Raw genomic sequence first — 20,673 nt, forward strand, 5'->3', positions numbered from 1 at the left:
GCGATGTGCACTTCTGTCATATCCTCTTTTTAGGCTATAGCTGAGATGCTCTGTTGCACATTGTGTGTTGTTGCACATGTGATTCGTTTAAGAAAACCTAACTGACTTCTGTTTGAAAATCAAGTTAAAATCCAAACGAACCTGCATCTTGACGATCGCGTTCTGCAACCGTATCAGCATACTTGTTCAACTGCTGATTGATGCTCTCAAGAAGTTCTTCCATTTGACGGACATTACCTTCTAACTGGTTGTATTGTTCCAAATAAGCTTGAAATGCTTGTCCTTTCCACTGTTGACTGATTTGTTGGTTCATTGAGTTTACTTTACGGATCGCCTCTTGGATCTGAGAGGCTGCTTGTGAATAAACCTGTGCTTGTGACTTCAGTTGTTCGGGTGTGACTGCAATTACTCCTGCCATTTTTGTACCTCCTAAAATTTTTTTGACTAGTTTATCATACTTGATTTTCAACTGGTCAAAATAAAATACGCCGAATAAGGTTGATCTTCGTCGTATACGCACAATTCTTTTCGTATAAGATCAGTTATTTTAAGACAGCATTCAATTACTAGTGGGGGGAAACTCATTCTTGAGTTCAAAATCAACTTGGTACGCCTGCTCCACGAAGCGTAATAGTTCGTATTTCTTTTGATATTGTTGCTTTGAATCCAAGTAGCAACTGACTGCTAATGCGTTTTTCACATGAGACTTTCCTTTTTCATTTCCTTTGATCATATACCAGACGCCTTGCAAAAACAGTTGGAAGTTCCGCTCATAGTATAGTTCTTCTTCAAGGAAATACTCCTCTAACTTCGCCCCATATTTCCAAACCAGGCGGAGATCCTGATTTTTAATAAATAGAATGAGACCATTCGCCAACATGCGAAACGTTTCACTTTGTCCACTACGGTTTTCTTCATAGACCGCCAAACTAAGAAACGACTTTTCTAAAATCAAATCAATAAATTTAGGATGGAACGCATACATACAGTTAGTAAACAAAAAAATTTCGTAGCGAGTCCATGTTTGCGCCTTCATTAAATACTGATAAACCTCTGAAGATAGGCCATCGATTTTTTCCTCTTTTAATTGAGCGATCATCAAGCGACAAAGACTGATAAGATGGCGTTCTCTTTGGGTACTAGGTTCTTCTGTTTCATACAACATGATAATACTATGTAACTCTAAACTATCTTTTTTTTCAAAAGCGACTACCGCTTCTTGCATCAATCGATTAACCTCAGATAAATCATTTGGAAAATTAAATAACTGCAATTCATCGTAGTCCAAATTTAGTTTTTTTAAAAAATAAGTTAACTTACTGACTGTCGTATCTGCTTTATTTTGAATAAAACGTTTATAAACCGAACGACTGGCTTCCTCTCCGCAAAGTTCTGCGATCGTTATTCCTTTTTGCTTTCTGACAAATTCAACGATTTCCCATACTTCCATTTTTTCACTCCTGACCTCTTTCACTGAAATTTGAACTCAATGATTCTTAGAAAGAGCTTCTATGATTGAAATTTGATAAAGCTAAAAATCCCCGTTTATTATAATCTTACCATCATTCTTGTTTGAATATTACATTTATTTATAATAACTACCGTTTTTAAAATATAAAGACTTTAATAACAAATAAAAAAAATATAACAAAAAAATATTGATGTTATTTATAAATGTGATAATAAGGGAATAAACAATATATTTTCCGTTCAACATGTCATATTATAAAAAAGAATGAGCGCTCGCAACGGTACTTTCTGCGAGTGCTCATTTCTTTTTATGATGCATCAGATTATCAATGCTATCATACCAATTATAATGTTGATTGTTGTGGGCTATTAATTAGGGTTTCTACATATTTTTTTGCTTTTCTTAGTAGCTGGATTTTTCTTATCTGACTGACATAGTTTTTTCGGTCTAACATGAAATATTTATTTTCTCTGATTACGCTTAATTGCTCTTTATAGATCATAGCGGCAGCAGTTAATGCGAGTTGACAATTCCGATCAATAAACGGCAGCATCGTAAAAGAAGTTTCATATTTTTTCTCTGCTTCATTGGCTACCGCTTCCCATAGATCAATCAACGGCTTCGCAGGTTCATCTGCTTGTAACATGGCTTCAGTCACACCATGGGCACGCATCATTTCCTTTGGTAAATAAATCCGTCCCATTTTATTATCTTCACCGATATCTCGTAAAATGTTTGTGAGTTGCATCGCTTCACCCAGTCGTTTTGCCTGTGACTGGATTTTTTCTGCTTGGTCAGATAATAAAGGTAACAACATCAAGCCAACACTACCTGCGACATAGTAACAATAGTCTTCTAAGTCAGCAAATGTTTTTGGCTGTGTAAAGACTAAATCTTGCTTTTGACCTGCGATCATGTCGTAGAACGGAGACAAGGTCATGGGATAAACGGAAAAAACAACCGACAAGGCACGCCAAATAGGTTGATCAGGAATATTACCCATGGAGAAAGCATCTAGTTGGTGTTTTAATGCCAACAATTCTTCCTCACTATGCGCTAAGTCAACGGTATCATCTGCCAAGCGACAAAAAGCATAAATGGCATAGACACTTTTTGCTTTTTCTTCAGGAAGTTGAGAAAACGCTGCGTAAAACGATTTTGAATATTTTTTTATCACAGTTTCACAATAGGCAAAATCGTCTGCGTGTTTTTCAAACAGTTCCTGATTAGTTTTTGTCATCTTTAACCAACTCCTCTACCGCAAGCTTAGCACTTTGCATCACGATTGGTACACCAGCTCCGGGATGTGTACTGCTACCACAGAAATAAAGATTCTCAGCAGAAGCAAATTTATTGTGAGGTCGATAATAGTTACTTTGTTTTAAGGTTGGTTTCAACCCAAATGTTGCACCATTATAGGCATTGAAATGTTTTTCAAAGTCTTTTGGTGTATAAAAACTTTCTGAAACGATATGCTCTTCAATATCAGTAAAGTCCGTCTTTTCTTTTAATAACGTCAATACTTTTTGACGGTATTCTTGGACTTTCGCCTCTGACCAATCTTCATATTTTGAAAGTTCTGGAACTGGTACTAATACATATAAGCCTTCATGGTTTTCTGGGGCTAATGATTCATCCATGATCGTAGGTCGGTATAAATAAAAGGATGGATCTTCCGGTAAACGACCATCTTCAAATAAATCATCCACATTTCGTTTGAAGTCATCTGCGAAGTAGATGCTGTGGAGATAGTCCCCCGGATATTTTTTATCTAGACCTAAGTATAGTAAGAAACAAGAACAAGAGTATTCCATCTTATCGATTTTCTTATCCGTATATTTCCCACGATTCTTTTCATCAGGAATCAACTCTTTCATTGCATAAGGGAAATCAGCACCACAAACGACCGCATCTGCTTCTATTCGTTCCTGTCCGATTCGAACACCTTTTGCCACTTTATCTTCAATGATCAATTCATCAACGGGTGTATTGTAATGGATCGTTCCACCTAATTCTTCTAATAAGTTAGCTAGTGAGGTTGCTAAAGTATACATACCTCCCTTAATAAAATGAACTCCGTAGAAGAGTTCGATCATGGGGATGATCGTATATAACGACGGACCTTGGTATGGGGAAACACCGATGTATAAGGTTTGGAACGCCAATGATTTTCGCAACCGTTCATCTTTGACAAATTTAGCAATCGATGAATACGCATCACTAAAGGTTCTTAGACGAATCCCTGCCCATAGTGATTTAGGGTTATAGAAATCCCAAAAACCACGAAAGGATTTAGTAATAAATGCTTCTTTGGCTATGTTATAACGCTTGTAGATATCCGCTAGAAACGCATAATAGCCTTGTGCATCTTCTTGGGAAATTGCTTCGAGCGTTTTGGTCAATTCGATGAGATCATTTGAAAATTCGATTGGTTCTTCTTTATTGAAATAGAGCTTCAACATAGGATCGACTTTTTCCATCGGAATGTAGTCATCCGGATCTTTCCCACAAAATTCAAATACTTCGCGATAGATTTCAGGCATCATCACGATCGTTGGCCCCACATCAAACGTGAACCCATCTTTTTTGATTTGGTTCATCTTACCACCAGGACCACTTTCTTTTTCGTACAATGTTACTTCATAGCCTAATTTTTGCAAGCGTACAGCAGCACTTAATCCCGCAACTCCTGCACCTGTTACAATGACTTTTTTCATGACATCCACCTACTCAATTCTTGTTCTATAAATTTTTATCATCTGATAAATTTTAGGATATCATTAAATTTGTTATGTCATAAAATAAAACGCTCAAATAACATACGTTACATTAAATTTTCTTCATTTTTCTTTGTTTTTAATTTATTTTTTATCATTTTTCACTCAGTATTATTTACGCGTGAAATATACAATCTAGATAGCCATTGTCAGCTAACCCCCGAATAAACAGCCTTCAAAAGCCAATTCATTAAAAAAAAGCTATGACATCCGAAAATATTTTCATATTTTTAGATGTCACAGCTTTTTTGGTTGATTACTTTTATCACAACCTCAACTGTTTATTCAGTTTTATGTTGAAATTCATCTAATCGTGCACGAACTTCATCCGTAGATTTCGTGTTCATCAATTGCACACGTAAATCGTTGGCTCCTGGAAATCCTTTGACGTAGATTTTGAAGAAACGATGTAAGCCTGTGATCGAACGTGGGATCTCTTGTGCATAATGGTCTTGTAAATCTAGTTGTAAGCGCAGTAAGTCAATAAGTTCTTCTGCTGAATGCTCTCTTGGTTCTTTTTCAAAGGCAAATGGATTTTTAAAAATACCTCGGCCGATCATGATGCCATCTACACCATATTTTTCCGCTAATTCAAGCCCTGTTTGGCGGTCAGGGATGTCACCATTGATCGTCAACTTCGTTTGTGGGGCAATTTGATCACGCAAGGCAACGACTTCAGGAATCAGTTCCCAATGTGCCGCAACTTTACTCATTTCTTTTCGTGTTCGCAAATGAACAGAAAGATTCGCGATATCTTGCTTTAGTAAATGACTGATCCAATCAACCATTTCAGCTTGCTCTGTGTACCCAATGCGTGTTTTTACACTTACAGGTAAACCTCCAGCTTTTGCAGCTTCGATCAATTCTGCAGCAACTTCAGGTCGTAGGATCAAACCACTACCTTTTCCACGCTCTGCCACATTCGGTACCGGACAACCCATATTGAGGTCTATTCCTTTAAAACCCATGTCAGCTAGTTGAATACTCATCTCTCTGAAAAATTCCGGTTTATCCCCCCAGATATGTGCCACCATCGGCTGTTCATCTTCAGTAAATGTCAAACGTCCTTTAACACTCTCTTTGCCATCTGGATGACAAAAACTATCTGAATTAGTAAATTCGGTGAAATACACATCCGGCGCGCCGGCTTTTTGGACAACATGGCGAAAAACCACATCTGTCACATCTTCCATCGGTGCTAATACAAAAAAGGGCGTAGGTAGTTCAGCCCAAAAATTATTCTTCATCAAGTACACTCCATTTCGCTATATACAAAGTTCCATCAAAAACATTGTTGCCATTATACAAGGAAAAAGAAAAAGAAGCAAAGTAGAGGTTGTGAAAGGAGCGATCAGCACTAAGGCATAAGAAAGGAAAATCGAAAATGGTTGTTTCATTTTTGATTTTTCTGGCTTATGTCCGAAGTGTTGCTCCTTGAACACCGTTTATCATAGGTTGTGAAAAAAGCGTTTTGACCTGAACAGTAAGATAGAAAATTGTAAAATAGCTTTTCATATTTTGCAATTTTTTAGCTTAATGTTGAAGGTCAGCTTTTTGAACACCGTTTATCTTAGGTTGTGAGAAAACCGGTCAGCTCCGAATAGTAAGGCGGAAATTGGGAAAATAGCTTCTCATATTTTTTCAATTTTCGCCTTACTATTGAAGGAGTTGGCTTTCGAACACCGTTTATCTAGGTTGTGAAAGGAGCGATCAGCACTAAGGCATAAGAAAGGAAAATCGAAAATGGCTGTTTCATTTTTGATTTTTCTGGCTTATGCCCGAAGTGTTGCCTCTTGAACATCATTTATCATAGGTTATGAGAAAGCCGGTCAGCTCCGAATAGTAAGGCGGAAATTGGGAAATAGCTTCTCATATTTTTTCAATTTTCGCCTTACTATTGAAGGAGTTGGCTTACCTCGTTCGTTTAGCTTCTTAACCCTCTACCTTTATTGATCAAGTACCAACACGTTGAATACAGCACTACGATGAACAGTACAAGGATCGCAATCGAAATGACGATTGGCACATCTGTGGTGCCTAAGAAACCATAACGGAAACTTGAGATCATATAAACAATTGGATTTACTTTCGAGATGGCTTGCCAAATCGGTGGCAACATCGAAATTGAATAAAACACCCCGCCAAGATAAGTCAAAGGTTGTAACACAAACGTTGGTACAATGGACACATCATCATAAGATTGGGCGAAAATCCCATTGATCAAACCAGCAAGCGAGAATAAGATAGCGGTCATCAATAGTGTTAATACAACGATCGTCCATGAATAGACATGTAATGGTACAAAAAATAGAGAAATCATTGTGACTAATGCACCGACCAAGACACTCCGTCCCAACCCACCGATCACAAATCCCCAGATGATGACATGTGTTGGGACAGGGGCAACTAAAATCTCTTCGATATTCTTTTGGAATTTTTGTGAAAAGAACGAAGAAGAAACATTTGAATAAGAGCTTGTGATGGCGGACATCATGATCAATCCTGGAACAATAAATTCCATGTAGGAGAAACCACCCATATCACCGATTCGGCCTCCGATCATTTTCCCAAAGATGATAAAATACAAAGACGTAGTGATCACTGGTGGTACTAGCGTTTGTACCCAGATACGCATATAGCGATTAGTTTCTTTGATTGCTAAACTTTTTAATGCAGTAAAATAAAGATTAAACATTTTTCTTCGTTGCCTCCATATGATAAGTTTCTTCCGTAATTTTCAAGAAAAGTTCTTCTAAGCGATTGGATTTATTGCGCATAGACAGGACTTTGATCCCTTGCGCACTTAACTGTTCAAAGATCCCATTCACTCCTTGATCACGCTCCACTTCAACCGCAAGTGTGCGTTCATCTTCTAAGATACTTGTATAGCCAATGATCTCTGGCTTTTTATCATAAGGTGCTAAGTCAAAGATAAACGTTTCAAATTGTAATTTGGAAAGCAAGGCTTTCATAGAGGTATTCTCAATCAGTTCACCCGATTGGATGATTCCAATATTTCGACAAAGCATTTCTGCTTCTTCCAAATAATGAGTCGTCAAAATGATCGTTGTTCCTGCGTTATTCAATTCACGTAGAAATTCCCACATTTCTCGTCTTAATTCAATGTCGACACCCGCTGTGGGTTCATCTAGAATCAATAATTTGGGTTCATGCATCAATGCACGGGCAATCATCAATCGTCGTTTCATCCCACCTGAAAGCATCCGCGCACGAACATTGCGTTTCTCCCACAAATTAGATTGTTTAAGGTATTTTTCACTACGTTTCAATGCTTCATTACGGGACACGCCATAGTAACCCGCCTGATTCACGACGATTTGTTGCACCGTTTCAAACGGATTGAAATTGAATTCTTGGGGCACTAAGCCGATTTGTTGTTTTGCTCGTACTAAATCTGTATCCAGATCATAGCCAAATACTTTCACTTTTCCCGATGTCTTATTCACTAATGAAGTGATAATCCCGATCGTTGTTGATTTCCCTGCGCCATTTGGTCCCAGTAGTGCATAAAAATCGCCTTCTTCAACCGTCAGATCGATGCCTCGGAGTGCTTCCACACCTGTCCCATATATTTTTCTTAACTCATTTATCTCAAGAGCATATGTCATTTTTTACTAACTCTCCTTATTTTGTCTGATTTACTATTTTAGCATGTAAAGAGGTTGTGAGAAAGCCGTTAAGCTCCGAATAGTAAGGCGGAAATTGAGAAAATAGTTTCTCATATTTTTTCAATTTTTGACTTACTATTGAAGGAGTTGGCTTTCGAACACCGTTTATCTAGGTTGTGAGAAAGCCGTTAAGCTCCATGCAATAAGATGAAAATGAAAAAACCACAAGTCCTTCCAGAAAATAATTCTGTCGTCTCTGTGGTTTTCACTATCAATGATGGTTTTTAACTAAATACTTTCAGTTTGGGCTTATTTCTTACTCCACTACCCGCCATTGACGATGTTGATCAAAAAAGGCAGCTTCTGCTTGAGCCTCTTTCACGATTGCTGTAGGATACTTCAACACATCTAACAAGGCGATGGCATTTCTTGTCTTTGCAGGCCCTTGTTTTAATTTAAAGTCAAAGCTGATTCCTTTTTCAGGAGTTACTTGCTCTTCAAAATGGACATTGGCACAATCTTTTTTCAAGATCTCAGTCAGTTCGATATCGTGTGTTGCGACAAAGGCTAAAGAAGGGTAGTCGCTCAACCAATTCACGATAGCTGCCGAAGACGCGATCCGTTCAATGGTGTTTGTCCCTTTCAAGATCTCATCGACAAAGCAATAGCAACGTTCTTTGGTTTCCACTTGCTGTAATAAGCGCTTGATCGATTTGATTTCTGAAACAAAGTAACTATCGCCTTCAAATAAATTATCTTCGATCGCCATCGAGGTCAAGACATGACCGGGTTGGATCGTGAAAGATTCGGCTAAAGTAGTTTGGATCGTTTGTGCTAAGATACAGTTGATGGCAATACTTTTGACGTACGTTGATTTTCCTGAAGCATTCGAGCCAGTGACCAATGTGTTCTGTTGCCAATCGATTGGATTGACGACTGCCTCTGCAATCAGAGGATGATACGTATCCTCTGCCATGATCCCGCCTTCTGCAAAGACTGGTTGACAAGAATAGGGCATGTAAGTGCGATAATTCAACACTGCCGCAGCTACTTCTAACTCTCCTAGTAATTGCCATAATTGAATCGCTTGTTCCGTTTTCTTTTCCAATCGACTAATGACAAAATGATACGAAATAAATGGCAACATGAACATCATATTCAAGTAGTCAAAAAACAACTCCGCTTCTGAGCCATTTTTCACTCGAAATGAAAAACCGAACTTAGGGATTTCTTTTAAAGGCTGAACATTTTTTTGTAACTCTGCTTGTAACGGTGTGGCAAACGTGGCAATTTTTTTCGCCGCAGAAATCGTAGAAACAAGATAGCCCATACTATTAAGTTCTGTTTCGAGCGTTTGCTTTTTTATCAAGTAATAAACCGTATTGAATAACACACTAATGATCGCGATATAAATGCCGATTACTTGTCCAAGTAAAAACAAGCCTAAACCAATGAGTGGTAACATGCCTAAAAAGGCAAATAGCCCAATATGACCAATTCTTTTGCTTTTGCCATCTGCTAAGTATTGTTTGGCAAAATTCCGGTCTTTTTTTCCAACTCGTGCAAATTGATATTGGATTTCTTCTCTCAACTTAGGATTTTCTTGGTAGAAAGTAATCAACTTTTCTAGACGCTGATCTTGTCCAAAATCAAAATTACGCAGTCGCTGATAAAGCGCTTCTGAACCCACACTTGAATACGTATGATTGACCGTTTCGAATACTTCAAACATATCTAGGTCATACCAAGTCAAGTCATCGACTTCACTGTCCCACGTACGAAACTTTTTTTCTGTCTGCCAAGCTTCTTTTAAGCTCTCTTCCTTATCAAATCGTACTTGATAGGGAAGCTTCCCCCATTTGTAACGGACATCTGCTCTTAATTTCTTTCGCGAATTGATTTCTAAGACAATTAAGATTCCAATGATGCCGACGATCAGGAGCATGATAAATTCTGTTTGACTCATAAATTTTCTCCAATCTATTGAATACTTTAAGTATAGCACTGATTGGAAACATAAATGGAGTTATAAAAAAACTATCCTTCTTTTTCGCCGTATTCATGTTGATTCTAGACACCAACTGATTCCATCGAAAAGTACCTTTTGATTTCCTTCATGTTGCAATCCTTCTGAAAAATGTGCAGGAGTCATACAAAAAACTTTACCTTTGCCATACAGATGTCGCCAAGCGGCGATCGATTCACCATAGTGAGAATAGCTGTGCATCAGAACTTCCGTTTCTCCTATAGCTACTTCAGTGAAATAGTGTTCGTCCCATATTTTGTAAGACTTACCGTTTGGTTCTCGATAGGTTACTTCTGTAGGTTTGGGATGATGAAGGAAGCGCCCCCGCAACATCTCACTAAAAGCAGAGTGGATCGGGTAGCTAGAAAGTCCTGAATGATGCGCAATCAGACTTCCACCACCCGCCACATAGTCTGTAACCAACTGATCGTATGTTTCATCCAACCAAAAAGCGTCATTTGTTTCGGGCGCTAACCGATTTTCCTTTGAAAGGAGGAATAAATCAGGTTGCTCATGTAATGCTTTGGTTAGTTGCTCGATCGTCAGATCAGTTATCTTTAGTTCTTGTGGGAAGTGCTTAGAGATCCCCTGAAAATAGTTGACTAACGGATCATGCGGATGGTAAGAATCGCCTAACAACGTGATCATTTTTTTCACTAGGAACACACTCCTTTCACTTAGGTACTCGTTTATTATTTTTCATACATGTGACAAATTTCCTTTGTACATTCGTATACTTTACGATAACGCGCATACACCTTTTGGTAAACTTCCACTTGTTGCGGGTTCGGTTGCACAGGGGATTGGTAGGAAACAAAAACACTTGCACATTCGTTCAAATCAGTAAACCAGCCACAGCCTACTGCTGCTAACATAGCGGCGCCAAGCCCAGGTCCTTGTTCGGTGGTTAAAGTAACGATTGGTCGATTGAAAATGTCCGCTTGCATTTGGAGCCACGTCTGATTTTTTGCGCCGCCACCGACTGATACGATTGTTTCGATTTTTTGTTGTGTCATCTCTTCCATGATCTCTTGGGAGTCCTTTAGAGAGAAGGTGATCCCTTCTAGCACGCTACGGGTAAAATGTTTCAACTCGTGTTGCGTATCTATCCCAATAAAGCTTCCTCTGATTTGGCTATCACTGTAAGGCGTCCGTTCCCCTACGATATAAGGAGTGAACAATAAGCCATTACTGCCTGCATCAACGCTTCCGATTTCTGATAGCAACTCGCTGAATGAACGATCAGGAGCAAAGCGCTGTTTGAACCAACTCAAGCTGTCGCCAGCTGCTAAGGTCACACCCATGGAATACGCGGCGCCTGAGGCATGTTGGAAGAGATGAAGCTTTCCTTGATAGTCTCTGTCCACATTCTTTTCGTATCGTAGGAATACTCCGCTTGTACCGATGGAACATAGTCCCAGACCTTCTTCTAAAATACCAGCGCCAACAGCGCCACAGGCATTGTCGGCACCGCCTGCGATTACTTTGACTGGCTTGGTAAAGCCGTATCTTTCTTTTAATTCCTCTCTCAATGTCCCCACCACTTCAGTAGAAGCCACTAAAGAAGGTAAGATGGCTGGGTCGATCCCAAATACTTCTAAGATTTCTTCGTCCCACTGCTTCGTTTCTTGATTCAGCAGTAGCGTTCCAGCCGCATCTGAATCGTCCATATGATACGAACCGGTCAACCAGAAACGCAAATAATCTTTCGGTAATTGTATGTGTTTAACCTTTTCCCAACTCGCTGGTTCGTGTTCTTGAACCCATAAGATTTTCGGTAGTGTAAATCCTTCTAAGGCTTTGTTTTTCGTGTGCTGTAACAACTTATCCCCCATTATTTCAGTGATTCGTTGACATTGTGCTGTCGTACGAACATCATTCCATAAAATAGCTGGTCTTACAACTTGATCTGCTTCATCCAAAAGAACTAAGCTGTGCATCTGTCCAGAAAAACTGATGCCTGCCAATTCCTCTTTAAGATCAGTCACTTCCTCTAATAATTCTTTCAATATTTGATCTGCTGCTTTGAGCCAATCCTCCGGTTGTTGCTCGCTATACCCCATCTGCGGATTGCTCATAGGGTAAGAAGCAACTGCTTCTGCCACTAACTTTCCTTTTCGATCAAACACTAGGCCCTTCAAGGCACTTGTTCCTAGATCTAAACCTAATACATACATGAATCGTTCCCCTTTCCGACAAAAACAAGCGAAAGAAACAGTCCGTTCCATCAAGACACCGCCTGTTCCTTTCCACTGATTACATACGCTTTTTATTCTGTTTCTTCTGTACTTTCTACCGAAGAATCTTCTACTGAGTCTGTTTTCACTTTACTTTTTTCTTTTCCATAATCTTCTAACTCTTCCGCTAACACATAGTTGACATCGATCGGAATCGTTGCGTCAATTGTTTCACCGTCGATTGCTTTCACTAAATTCTCGATCACTTGATAACCGATTTGGTACGCATCTTGGTCAACAATCGCTGTGATTCGTTCGTCCGCTACTCCGCTTAACCAAGTGTCCGTATAATCAAATCCATAATGAAGCACTTGTCCTGCTTTTCCTTGAGATTCTAACGCACTCATCACACCAACATTCGGCCCTTCTGAACCTAATGAAAAGACAGTGACTAAGTCTCTATTCGCCGCAATGTAGCCTTCTAATTGTTTTTTAGATTCTGATGGTTGATCATTGTCTTGAATCGTCGCTAAAAACTTAAAGTTCTCAGCATCTTTTCCATAGATCTCTGCAAAACCTTCTTTCAGTCCTTTTTCACGATCGATCATAGTTGGTTGTGCGACGTCCACACAAACGATTGCGATCGAACCGCCGGTAATGCCTTTTGCCTTCATTTCTTCAGCAGCACGTAACCCTAATTCTTTTCCAGCTGAGACATTGTCCGTACCGACGTAAGCTGTTCGATCTTCTGGATTTTCTAAATCGGCATCAAAGGTGATGACTGGAATATTTTTATCCATGGCTGCTTTGATTGGATCAACAAACGCTTTTTTCTCAATCGGTGCAATGGCGATTCCTGCTACGTTTTTGGCAACTGCTTCTCTGATAAAGCCGATATGTTTCTCTTTCTTACTTGGTTCAGCAGAAGGAGATGTTTTCGTGACCAATGTATAGCCCAATTCTTGTGCCGCATCTTCTGCTCCTTTTTTCATGGGGTTCCAATAAGCTCCGGTGTCTACGATTGGAATGAAATACAAGGTCTTTTCACTATCTGCATCCGCAGAATCACTCGTACTACATCCTGTACCAACTAATAATAACGCAACGAACATACTGATGACCCAAAATGATTTTTTTAACATGGTCTTTTCACTCCTTAGGTTGTAATTATGACTGACGACTTGCTCGACGTTTCAAATAATCAATGACGATTGCTAAAATAATGACTAGACCGGTCACTGTATCTTGTAAAAATGAATTTACCCCCATCAATGTCAAGCCATTTTTAAATACTTGTAAGGTTAAGATACCTGCTACCGCTCCACCAATCGTGCCGATGCCACCGCTAAATGATGTACCACCCATGATAGCTGCCGCCATTGCGAACAAGTCTAAGCCATTCGCATCTTTGGAAGCGCCACCATTTAAATTTGAAACAATTAACAAACCAGCAATGGCTGCTAACATTCCTTCAATCATAAACATCTTGATGATATGTTTATCCGTATCGATACCGGATAATCTGGCTGCTTCTTGATTTGACCCTACCACATAGGTATATCTTCCTAGACGCGTATTTTTCATTATAAAAGCAAATACAATAATGATAATTAAAAAAATCAAGGCATTGCTTTTGAACATATCCGTACCGATCGGCGTTTTCGCTAACCGATTGAACCACTCGTTTTCGGAACCGATAAATTGTTCGTCCGTGAAAAAGCCGAGCATCCCTTTGATGACATAACTTGTTCCTAACGTTAAAATAAACGAAGGCAAATCAAATTTCTTGATCAACAAAGCGTTCACCGCGCCTAACATTGCCCCTGTCAATAATGCTAGAAGCACAACGACTGGCGCAGGCATTCCTTGATTTGCCGCATATAAACCGAGCATTCCTGATGCCATTCCGACATAACCAATTGATAGATCCACATAGCCGCAAATCAAAATCATCGCATAAGCAACAGTTAAAATGCCTACCGGTGGAATTTGTTGGAAGAAATTTTCAATATTGAATGTGCTTAAAAAATTCGCATTTGCAATTGAAAAATATAGGACTAAAGCAATTAACACTAAATAAACAGAGTAGTTCATAAAAAGTGACTTGATCGTTAACTTGTTTCGTTTTTCCATCGTTCTCTCCTTTGTTTACATATCCTCTAACTGAAGAATCGTTAATGCTCATTAAGCGTAGCATAGGTCATAATCAATTCTTGCGCCTCATCTTTTCTGCCCTGATACTCAGTGACGACGACTTCTCCTGTAATCTCCCCTTCCCGAAAAACATGGATTCGATCGCAGATCCCTAATAATTCAGGGATTTCCGAAGAGACGATCAAAATCGTTTTCCCTTGGCGTGCCAACTCATTGATGATCGTATAGATTTCTGATTTTGCCCCCACATCAATACCTTTTGTCGGTTCATCAAAAATATATACTTGATTTGTTGTATTCAACCATTTTGCTAAAACGACTTTTTGCTGATTCCCACCAGAGAGACTGGCAACTGGACGCGCAATATTGCTGATCTTGATCTTCACGTCTTGTACAAACTGATGAGCCGTTTGATTAAGTGATTCATGTTTTAATACAAATCCACCTAGATTCGTTATCGTGATATTGTCTTGGATCGAGAGACCAAGAAACAAGCCTTGATGTTTACGGTCTTCCGTTAGTAGTCCAATTCCTTGACGAATCGCATCCACCGGTGACTTGATCACTACCGGCTGGTTCGCCAATTTGATTTCACCAGATTTTGCTCGATCTGCACCGAAAATCAATCGCATCGTTTCGGTTCGACCACTTCCTACTAACCCCGCAAAGCCCAATACTTCCCCTCGTCTTGCCTGGAAGCTAACATTTTTCACCCGCCCAAAAGAATCAGAAAGATTCAAAACTTGTAAGTAAGTTTCTCCTAATTGGGTAGGTTGTTTCGGATACAGATCGTTGATTTCTCGCCCAACTAAGCGAGCGATGATCGCTTCTTCAGACAAGTTTTTCACTTCATCGGTCAAGATATATTCTCCGTCGCGCATGATCGTGATTCGTTCACCTAATTCAAAGATCTCTTTCATCCGATGAGAGATGTAAATACTTGATACACCTTTTTCCTTCAATCTGCGAATGATAATAAACAAAACTTCGACATCTTTTTCAGACAAAGAAGTCGTCGGCTCATCAAAAATGATCACTTTAGCATTCAAACTAAGCGCTCTGGCAATTTCAACTAATTGTTTATTGGCAGTAGACAGCGAAGCAACCAGTGTAGTAGGAGAAATCGCAGATCCCACTAGATTCAGCCATTGTTGCGTGTCTTCATATAATTTTTTGAAGTCAACAATTCCTAGCGCCTTATTCTTATAGGGCAAACGACCAATAAAAATATTTTCTGCCACAGACAAATCTTCTGCTAGATTCAATTCTTGATGAACAAAGGCAATCCCTAATTCTTGTGCGAAGTCAGGAGTCATTTTAGGGATTTCTTTCCCTTCAAATATGATTTCTCCTTCGTCCTTATCAATCAATCCCGCAAGAATGTTCATTAAAGTAGACTTACCGGCTCCGTTTTCTCCCATAAAAGCATGGATCTCGCCTTTATTTATCTCAAGTCTTGCTTTTTTCAAGACGTGGACAGGGCCAAAACTTTTTTCAATATTAGACATTGAAAATAAACGTTCTTTTTCCATGAAAGATCTCCCCTCTTATTCCTGAAGCGACCACACTGTCCTATTCACTTTGCTTTTCCCGATAATCAAAATAATCAAAAACAGCTGGCAAATCATATCCTGAGTAATCGATGTTGACCATTCCCACAAACGCACCCGTAAAAAATCCACCATGGGTTTGGTTGACATATTCATCGGATAGTACTTTTGCGTCTAACTGGATTGCTAATTCGATCCATGTTTTTCCGTCAAACGAATAAGCATATGTGTAAGTTTCTCTTCTGACGATCGTTTTGAAATAAACTACTGTTACATCCTCTGGAATTGGAATGACCTGTTCCTGCAAATAACTTTTGAATACGCCTTGATTATTCTCAGTGAGTTCAATGACACGACCTTTTTCTTCGTGCCAAGTCACTTGGATCATTGACCAATGTTGCGAATTGTAATAATTCGTCAGCCCTGCCATTTGCTGGAAGGTCGTTGGCGAATAGCTCAATGCAGTTTCTGCTTCAAACTCAAATGCTTGCCAACGTCTAGCAACTAGGGAGTTTCCATGTGTATTGGCTAAACTTCCGGCACCTCGTAATGTCAGCTTTCCATCTTTCAAGATGCCGATGTCCTTCGTAAAAGGGACACGTACTGTTTGAAATTGTGGTGGCAGTTCGCTTTGTTCGAAGTTAGTCCTTTCTGGCAGTTTTTCATAAGGGTGAGGTGCCACTCCTTTAGGTGCTTCCACCTCCATGCTCCCTTGTTTTCCACCAACAATTTCTGGCCACAATTCTTTAGACCATGTCACTTTTTGGATCGCTGTTTCTCTGCCTAATGTACACCAGCCACGAGGATCATGGATGGATTCATTTTTGTGATGCCACGGTCGACCAGTCAAATGGGCAAAATACCATTCGCCTTCTGGTGTATCGACTAATGCACCATGCCCGCATTTTTGCAGTGGATTTTCTGGAGAGTCATAGGCAGTTAAAAAGGTCTCTGCTTGGCTTTCAAAAGCTCCTTCTAAAGTTTTTGACCGTGCCACTACTTCTTGGTGCGTATAGACGGTACCACCTTCTGCACAAAACAAATAATAATAACCAAATAACTTATACAGATGTGGGCCTTCCACTAATTTCACGTCAGTACCTTTCCAAATGATCTTACCTGTTTCCGGCAGTAGACGTTGCTCTTCTACTGAATATTCGGTGCATTTGATCCCATTAAATGGATGATGGTATTCGCGATGATCCCATTCCATTTGAACTAGGTATTTGCGGCCATCGTCATCATGGAAAAGAGAAGCATCGAAGCCGACACCGTTCAACCGGATCGGTTGACTCCATGGACCAGTGATCTCTTCTGCGGTAGTCAAATAATTTGTACAATCTTTGAACGCTCCATTGACCACTTTGACATCGGTATAAACTAACCAAAATTTCCCATCCGCATAAGAGAGATCGGGCGCCCAAATCCCTCCTGAATCTTCATTGCCCTTCATATCTAACATCTCGACAGAAGCCAATGGACGTGCCACTAAACGCCAATTCATCAAGTCCTGCGACTCATAGATCTGAACGCCTGGAAACCATTCAAACGTTGAGTTGGCAATGTAATATGTTTCTCCCACACGCACAATAGACGGATCAGCATGAAAACCTGTTAATACTGGATTTTTAATTTTCATCGTACACCTCACTCTATTTTTTTAGGAGAATCCCTTTCAACCATCCAAAGGAGTCAGTGACATCTATCCTTAGCTAACTGAATGAGACTCTCCATAAGTTGGATTAAACTAAATAATCATTCAAACAAGATTTGACATATTCGATATGGCTTGATTCCAGCTCGATATCTTTCAACTTCAATGCATAGTCAGTCAAACTTTCCAAATCTTCCTTGTCGTTGATAATGGATTCCCCAATGCCTTCTTGGAACGTAGCATAGCGTTTCTCTTTTAAGGTATCGAAGAAGCGATCCTCTTTTAATTTCGCTGCTGCCTTCAGCCCTCTAGCAAAGGTATCCATCCCTGCGATATGTGCTAAGAATAGATCTTCCATGGCAAAACTGGAACGACGGACTTTCGAATCAAAATTGATTCCTCCTGGTGCGATACCGCCATTTTCTAAGACACCATACATGGCCAATGTGACATCATAGACGTTCGTTGGGAACTCATCAGTATCCCAACCAAGCAACACATCTCCTTGATTCGCATCTAGGGAACCTAACGCGTTGTTGATCCGTGCTACTTCGATCTCATGTTCAAACGTATGCCCAGCTAACGTAGCATGATTGGCCTCTAGATTCAGTTTGAATTTCTCTTGTAAACCATATTTTTGAATAAATTGTAAAGCCGTTGCGGCATCAAAATCATATTGATGTTTACTCGGTTCCATAGGTTTTGGTTCAATCAAGAATTGTGGCGTATGACCGATTTTTTCACTATACGCGATCGCCATTTTGAACAAACGTGCAATATTATCTTGTTCAAACGCCATATCCGTATTCAACAACGTTTCATACCCTTCACGACCACCCCAGAATACATAATTTTGACCGTTGAGTTTTTTTGATATGTCTAAGCCTTTTTTGACTTGAGCAGCAGCATAGGCAAAGACATCCGCATGATTCGTTGAAGCTGCCCCATTCACGTAGCGTGGGTGGCTGAACATATTTGCAGTATTCCAAAGTAGTTTGATTCCCGTACGCTCCATCTGTTCCTTGATCAAATCTGTGATTTCATCTAAGTTTGCATAGAATTCTTCTAAACTATTCCCTTCAGGCGCGATATCGACATCATGGAAACAAAAATATTCGACACCTAATTTTTCTAAAATCTCAAAAAAGGCCGCTACTCGATTTTTTGCGGTTTCCATTTCAGTCGCACCTATCCACGTTCTTTGATTGACTGGTGAGCCGAATGGATCACTGCCATCTTGTGTCATGGTATGCCAGTAAGCAACAGCAAATCGTAAATGCTCCTTCATCGTTTGACCGGCAACTACCTCTTCTGGATTGAAATGGCGAAAAGCAAAGGGATTGGTTGTCGTTGTTCCTTCATATTGGATTTTTTCTATTTGTGGAAAATAGCTCATATCATATTCCTCCTAATTTATTCATTCTTTATTAGTTAGTTCATCTAACAAACTAACTTAACAAGCATATAGTATACGCTTTCATAATTATAGTCAAGTTATTTTTTTATTATTATCAAAGCATTTATATTCGAATGAAGTTAATTTATTTACTTTACAAAACGAAATAGCTATAGATAAATAACTAGAAAAATAATGAGATTACCAGTATACTTTAGAACGTATCCTCATTACATAATGAATAGGAAGTGATTTACTTTGAAAAATCCAACGTATACTCGACGGAGCCCAAATGAGTCTCTCTGTTTAGAATTGATTATGAATCAACCAGCTCTTTCCCGTGCAGAGCTTTCAGCCATAACTGGACTAACCAAAGCAACTGTGTCCTCCATTGTGAAAAAATTGATCGATGATCAACTAGTCATCGAGACCGGCATTGGAGAATCTAGTAATGTCGGTGGACGTAAACCGATCATTCTTCAATATAACGGAAAAGCTGGGCTCTCTATTTCCATTGACATCGGCTATAATTACATCCATGGTCTTCTTACTTATCTAGATGGGGAAGAGATCCAACATATCCAAAAAAAGCCAATCACATTAGATGAGGAAGCCATCCATCTATATCTTTCAGAAATCTTCACGTTATTTGAACAACATCTTCCGACGACAGAATATGGGATTATTGGGGTAGCAATTGCCGTGCATGGCCCTGTCTACCATGGTGAGCCAATTTTTGGCCCTCATTACAATTTCGATCACATTCCTTTTCGTAAAATAGCTGAAAAACTGAGAAACTATCCTGTCTATTTAGAAAATGAAGCAAATCTTGCAGCTTTAGGTGAGTATAGCTTTACCTCAGATTCGGAAAATCTTGTCAGTATCAATATGCATAGCGGCATTGGTGCAGGAATCGTCAAAAATGGGAATTTAGAGGTTGGTGCACATGGTTTTGCTGGTGAAATCGGTCATCAGATCATCGTGATGGACGGCAAGGAATGTCGCTGTGGCAACCGAGGTTGTTTGGAAATGTACGCTGCCAACAAAGTCTGCTACGATCGATTTGCTCAGAAAAAAAAGTTGGACTATGTCAATGCCATCATCCTTCGAGAATATGTTCAAAACCAAGATCGTGATGCATTACAAGTCGTGGAGGAAAATATCAACTACTTGACGATCGGTATCAACAACTTGATCGCCCATTATGACCCATCGATCATTATTTTGAATAGCTCACTTTATCGCGAAATACCTGATATGATCGAACAATTAAAAGGGAATCTGCACAATCATTTTTCGAATCAATTAGTCGTCCGCAACAGTTCCTTGAACGAAAAAGCGACACTTCTAGGAGGATTGGTCTTAAATCTCCAACACTTTTTAGAAATCAAACACCTGAAATTAAAATAATCATGAATCAATAAAAAAATCTGCCAAACCGGAAATCATTGAATTCCAGTTTGGCAGATTTTATCTAAATAAAGTACTCGTATCTTTAACTTGAAATTTTAAATAGTAAAAGAACAAAAATACCTTCTACAATTGATCAAACACTTCAACAACATGTTCCACTGTAAACTGATAATTTTGGATGATCGTTTCCCCAGGTGCGCTCGCGCCGAAACGATCAATCGCAATGATTGCCCCTGCTGTCCCTGTATAGCGCTCCCAGCCAAATGAAGCAGCCATTTCGATAGAAACACGTTTCGTCACTGCTTTTGGCAAGACACTTTCTTGATATTCCGCGGATTGTTGTTCAAACAAATCAAAACTTGGCATAGAAACCACTGAGACATCTTTTCCTTGTTCCGCCAATACTTTTTGCGCTTTAACAGCTAG

17 protein-coding genes are annotated in these 20,673 nt (G+C 39.5%); 1 reads left to right on the top strand and 16 read right to left on the bottom strand.

Translation table 11 applies throughout. The features are described from left to right. Positions 1-124: 124 nt before the first annotated feature. From I2F89_RS14045 to xylA, 15 genes are all read right to left on the bottom strand, one after another. On the bottom strand, positions 125-418 hold the full coding sequence (locus I2F89_RS14045) for a WXG100 family type VII secretion target (protein WP_019722716.1): 294 nt from the start codon (positions 416-418) through the stop codon (positions 125-127). Between the two features lie 141 nt (positions 419-559). After that, entirely contained in the window at positions 560-1,450 is an 891-nt protein-coding gene (locus I2F89_RS14050) for an Rgg/GadR/MutR family transcriptional regulator (protein WP_195514540.1), read from the bottom strand. Between the two features lie 364 nt (positions 1,451-1,814). After that, entirely contained in the window at positions 1,815-2,711 is an 897-nt protein-coding gene (locus I2F89_RS14055; RefSeq protein ID WP_195514541.1) for a phytoene/squalene synthase family protein, read from the bottom strand. Continuing rightward, entirely contained in the window at positions 2,698-4,188 is a 1,491-nt protein-coding gene (locus tag I2F89_RS14060) for a phytoene desaturase family protein (RefSeq protein WP_071866504.1), read from the bottom strand. The genes I2F89_RS14055 and I2F89_RS14060 overlap by 14 nt, the downstream gene beginning before the upstream one ends. 341 nt (positions 4,189-4,529) lie before the next feature. Further along, complete coding sequence (locus tag I2F89_RS14065) at positions 4,530-5,495, bottom strand: tRNA dihydrouridine synthase (RefSeq protein WP_086335475.1); 966 nt, start codon at positions 5,493-5,495, stop codon at positions 4,530-4,532. A 677-nt stretch (positions 5,496-6,172) separates the two neighbouring features. After that, positions 6,173-6,943 carry an ABC transporter permease gene (locus I2F89_RS14070; RefSeq protein WP_071866502.1) on the bottom strand — a complete coding sequence of 257 codons (771 nt, stop codon included), beginning with the start codon at positions 6,941-6,943 and terminating at the stop codon, positions 6,173-6,175. Next, positions 6,936-7,877 carry an ABC transporter ATP-binding protein gene (locus I2F89_RS14075; protein WP_034688663.1) on the bottom strand — a complete coding sequence of 314 codons (942 nt, stop codon included), beginning with the start codon at positions 7,875-7,877 and terminating at the stop codon, positions 6,936-6,938. Before I2F89_RS14075 ends, I2F89_RS14070 begins: the two co-directional genes overlap by 8 nt. Before the next feature lie 316 nt (positions 7,878-8,193). Continuing rightward, positions 8,194-9,843: a MutS-related protein gene (locus I2F89_RS14080; protein ID WP_074801479.1), complete on the bottom strand. Its 1,650-nt coding sequence runs from the start codon at positions 9,841-9,843 to the stop codon at positions 8,194-8,196. A 93-nt stretch (positions 9,844-9,936) separates the two neighbouring features. Further along, positions 9,937-10,551: a ThuA domain-containing protein gene (locus tag I2F89_RS14085; protein ID WP_229078144.1), complete on the bottom strand. Its 615-nt coding sequence runs from the start codon at positions 10,549-10,551 to the stop codon at positions 9,937-9,939. Between the two features lie 44 nt (positions 10,552-10,595). Next, a complete protein-coding gene (xylB, locus tag I2F89_RS14090; RefSeq protein ID WP_195514547.1) occupies positions 10,596-12,080 on the bottom strand; it encodes a xylulokinase in 1,485 nt (494 codons plus the stop codon). Between the two features lie 92 nt (positions 12,081-12,172). Continuing rightward, a complete protein-coding gene (locus tag I2F89_RS14095) occupies positions 12,173-13,222 on the bottom strand; it encodes a sugar ABC transporter substrate-binding protein (RefSeq protein WP_074801488.1) in 1,050 nt (349 codons plus the stop codon). Between the two features lie 25 nt (positions 13,223-13,247). Beyond that, positions 13,248-14,213, bottom strand: a complete 966-nt coding sequence (locus tag I2F89_RS14100; RefSeq protein ID WP_195514543.1) for an ABC transporter permease — start codon at positions 14,211-14,213, stop codon at positions 13,248-13,250. 41 nt (positions 14,214-14,254) lie between these two features. Further along, positions 14,255-15,766, bottom strand: a complete 1,512-nt coding sequence (locus I2F89_RS14105; RefSeq protein ID WP_195514544.1) for a sugar ABC transporter ATP-binding protein — start codon at positions 15,764-15,766, stop codon at positions 14,255-14,257. Between the two features lie 40 nt (positions 15,767-15,806). Next, positions 15,807-17,423, bottom strand: a complete 1,617-nt coding sequence (locus I2F89_RS14110; RefSeq protein ID WP_195514545.1) for a glycoside hydrolase family 43 protein — start codon at positions 17,421-17,423, stop codon at positions 15,807-15,809. 103 nt (positions 17,424-17,526) lie between these two features. Further along, positions 17,527-18,834, bottom strand: a complete 1,308-nt coding sequence (xylA, locus tag I2F89_RS14115) for a xylose isomerase (protein WP_195514546.1) — start codon at positions 18,832-18,834, stop codon at positions 17,527-17,529. 258 nt (positions 18,835-19,092) lie between these two features. Here xylA and I2F89_RS14120 point away from each other — a divergent pair, with 258 nt between their 5' ends. Beyond that, on the top strand, positions 19,093-20,244 hold the full coding sequence (locus I2F89_RS14120) for an ROK family transcriptional regulator (protein ID WP_086335471.1): 1,152 nt from the start codon (positions 19,093-19,095) through the stop codon (positions 20,242-20,244). A 126-nt stretch (positions 20,245-20,370) separates the two neighbouring features. Here the strand turns inward: I2F89_RS14120 and I2F89_RS14125 are convergent. Further along, the coding region (locus I2F89_RS14125; RefSeq protein ID WP_194180112.1) for a transketolase-like TK C-terminal-containing protein at positions 20,371-20,673 on the bottom strand (303 nt) is incomplete at its 5' end.

Origin of the sequence: Enterococcus sp. 1001283B150225_161107_E12 (genome assembly GCF_015556925.1) — a bacterium.
Classification (GTDB): Bacteria; Bacillota; Bacilli; order Lactobacillales; family Enterococcaceae; genus Enterococcus_B; species Enterococcus_B mundtii.

Coding starts and splice junctions, on each gene's coding strand:
- I2F89_RS14045 (WP_019722716.1), bottom strand. CDS start 418: ATGGCAGGAGTAATTGCAGTCACACCCGAACAACTGAAGTCACAAGCA.
- I2F89_RS14050 (WP_195514540.1), bottom strand. CDS start 1,450: ATGGAAGTATGGGAAATCGTTGAATTTGTCAGAAAGCAAAAAGGAATA.
- I2F89_RS14055 (WP_195514541.1), bottom strand. CDS start 2,711: ATGACAAAAACTAATCAGGAACTGTTTGAAAAACACGCAGACGATTTT.
- I2F89_RS14060 (WP_071866504.1), bottom strand. CDS start 4,188: ATGAAAAAAGTCATTGTAACAGGTGCAGGAGTTGCGGGATTAAGTGCT.
- I2F89_RS14065 (WP_086335475.1), bottom strand. CDS start 5,495: ATGAAGAATAATTTTTGGGCTGAACTACCTACGCCCTTTTTTGTATTA.
- I2F89_RS14070 (WP_071866502.1), bottom strand. CDS start 6,943: ATGTTTAATCTTTATTTTACTGCATTAAAAAGTTTAGCAATCAAAGAA.
- I2F89_RS14075 (WP_034688663.1), bottom strand. CDS start 7,877: ATGACATATGCTCTTGAGATAAATGAGTTAAGAAAAATATATGGGACA.
- I2F89_RS14080 (WP_074801479.1), bottom strand. CDS start 9,843: ATGAGTCAAACAGAATTTATCATGCTCCTGATCGTCGGCATCATTGGA.
- I2F89_RS14085 (WP_229078144.1), bottom strand. CDS start 10,551: ATGATCACGTTGTTAGGCGATTCTTACCATCCGCATGATCCGTTAGTC.
- xylB (WP_195514547.1), bottom strand. CDS start 12,080: ATGTATGTATTAGGTTTAGATCTAGGAACAAGTGCCTTGAAGGGCCTA.
- I2F89_RS14095 (WP_074801488.1), bottom strand. CDS start 13,222: ATGTTAAAAAAATCATTTTGGGTCATCAGTATGTTCGTTGCGTTATTA.
- I2F89_RS14100 (WP_195514543.1), bottom strand. CDS start 14,213: ATGGAAAAACGAAACAAGTTAACGATCAAGTCACTTTTTATGAACTAC.
- I2F89_RS14105 (WP_195514544.1), bottom strand. CDS start 15,766: ATGGAAAAAGAACGTTTATTTTCAATGTCTAATATTGAAAAAAGTTTT.
- I2F89_RS14110 (WP_195514545.1), bottom strand. CDS start 17,423: ATGAAAATTAAAAATCCAGTATTAACAGGTTTTCATGCTGATCCGTCT.
- xylA (WP_195514546.1), bottom strand. CDS start 18,834: ATGAGCTATTTTCCACAAATAGAAAAAATCCAATATGAAGGAACAACG.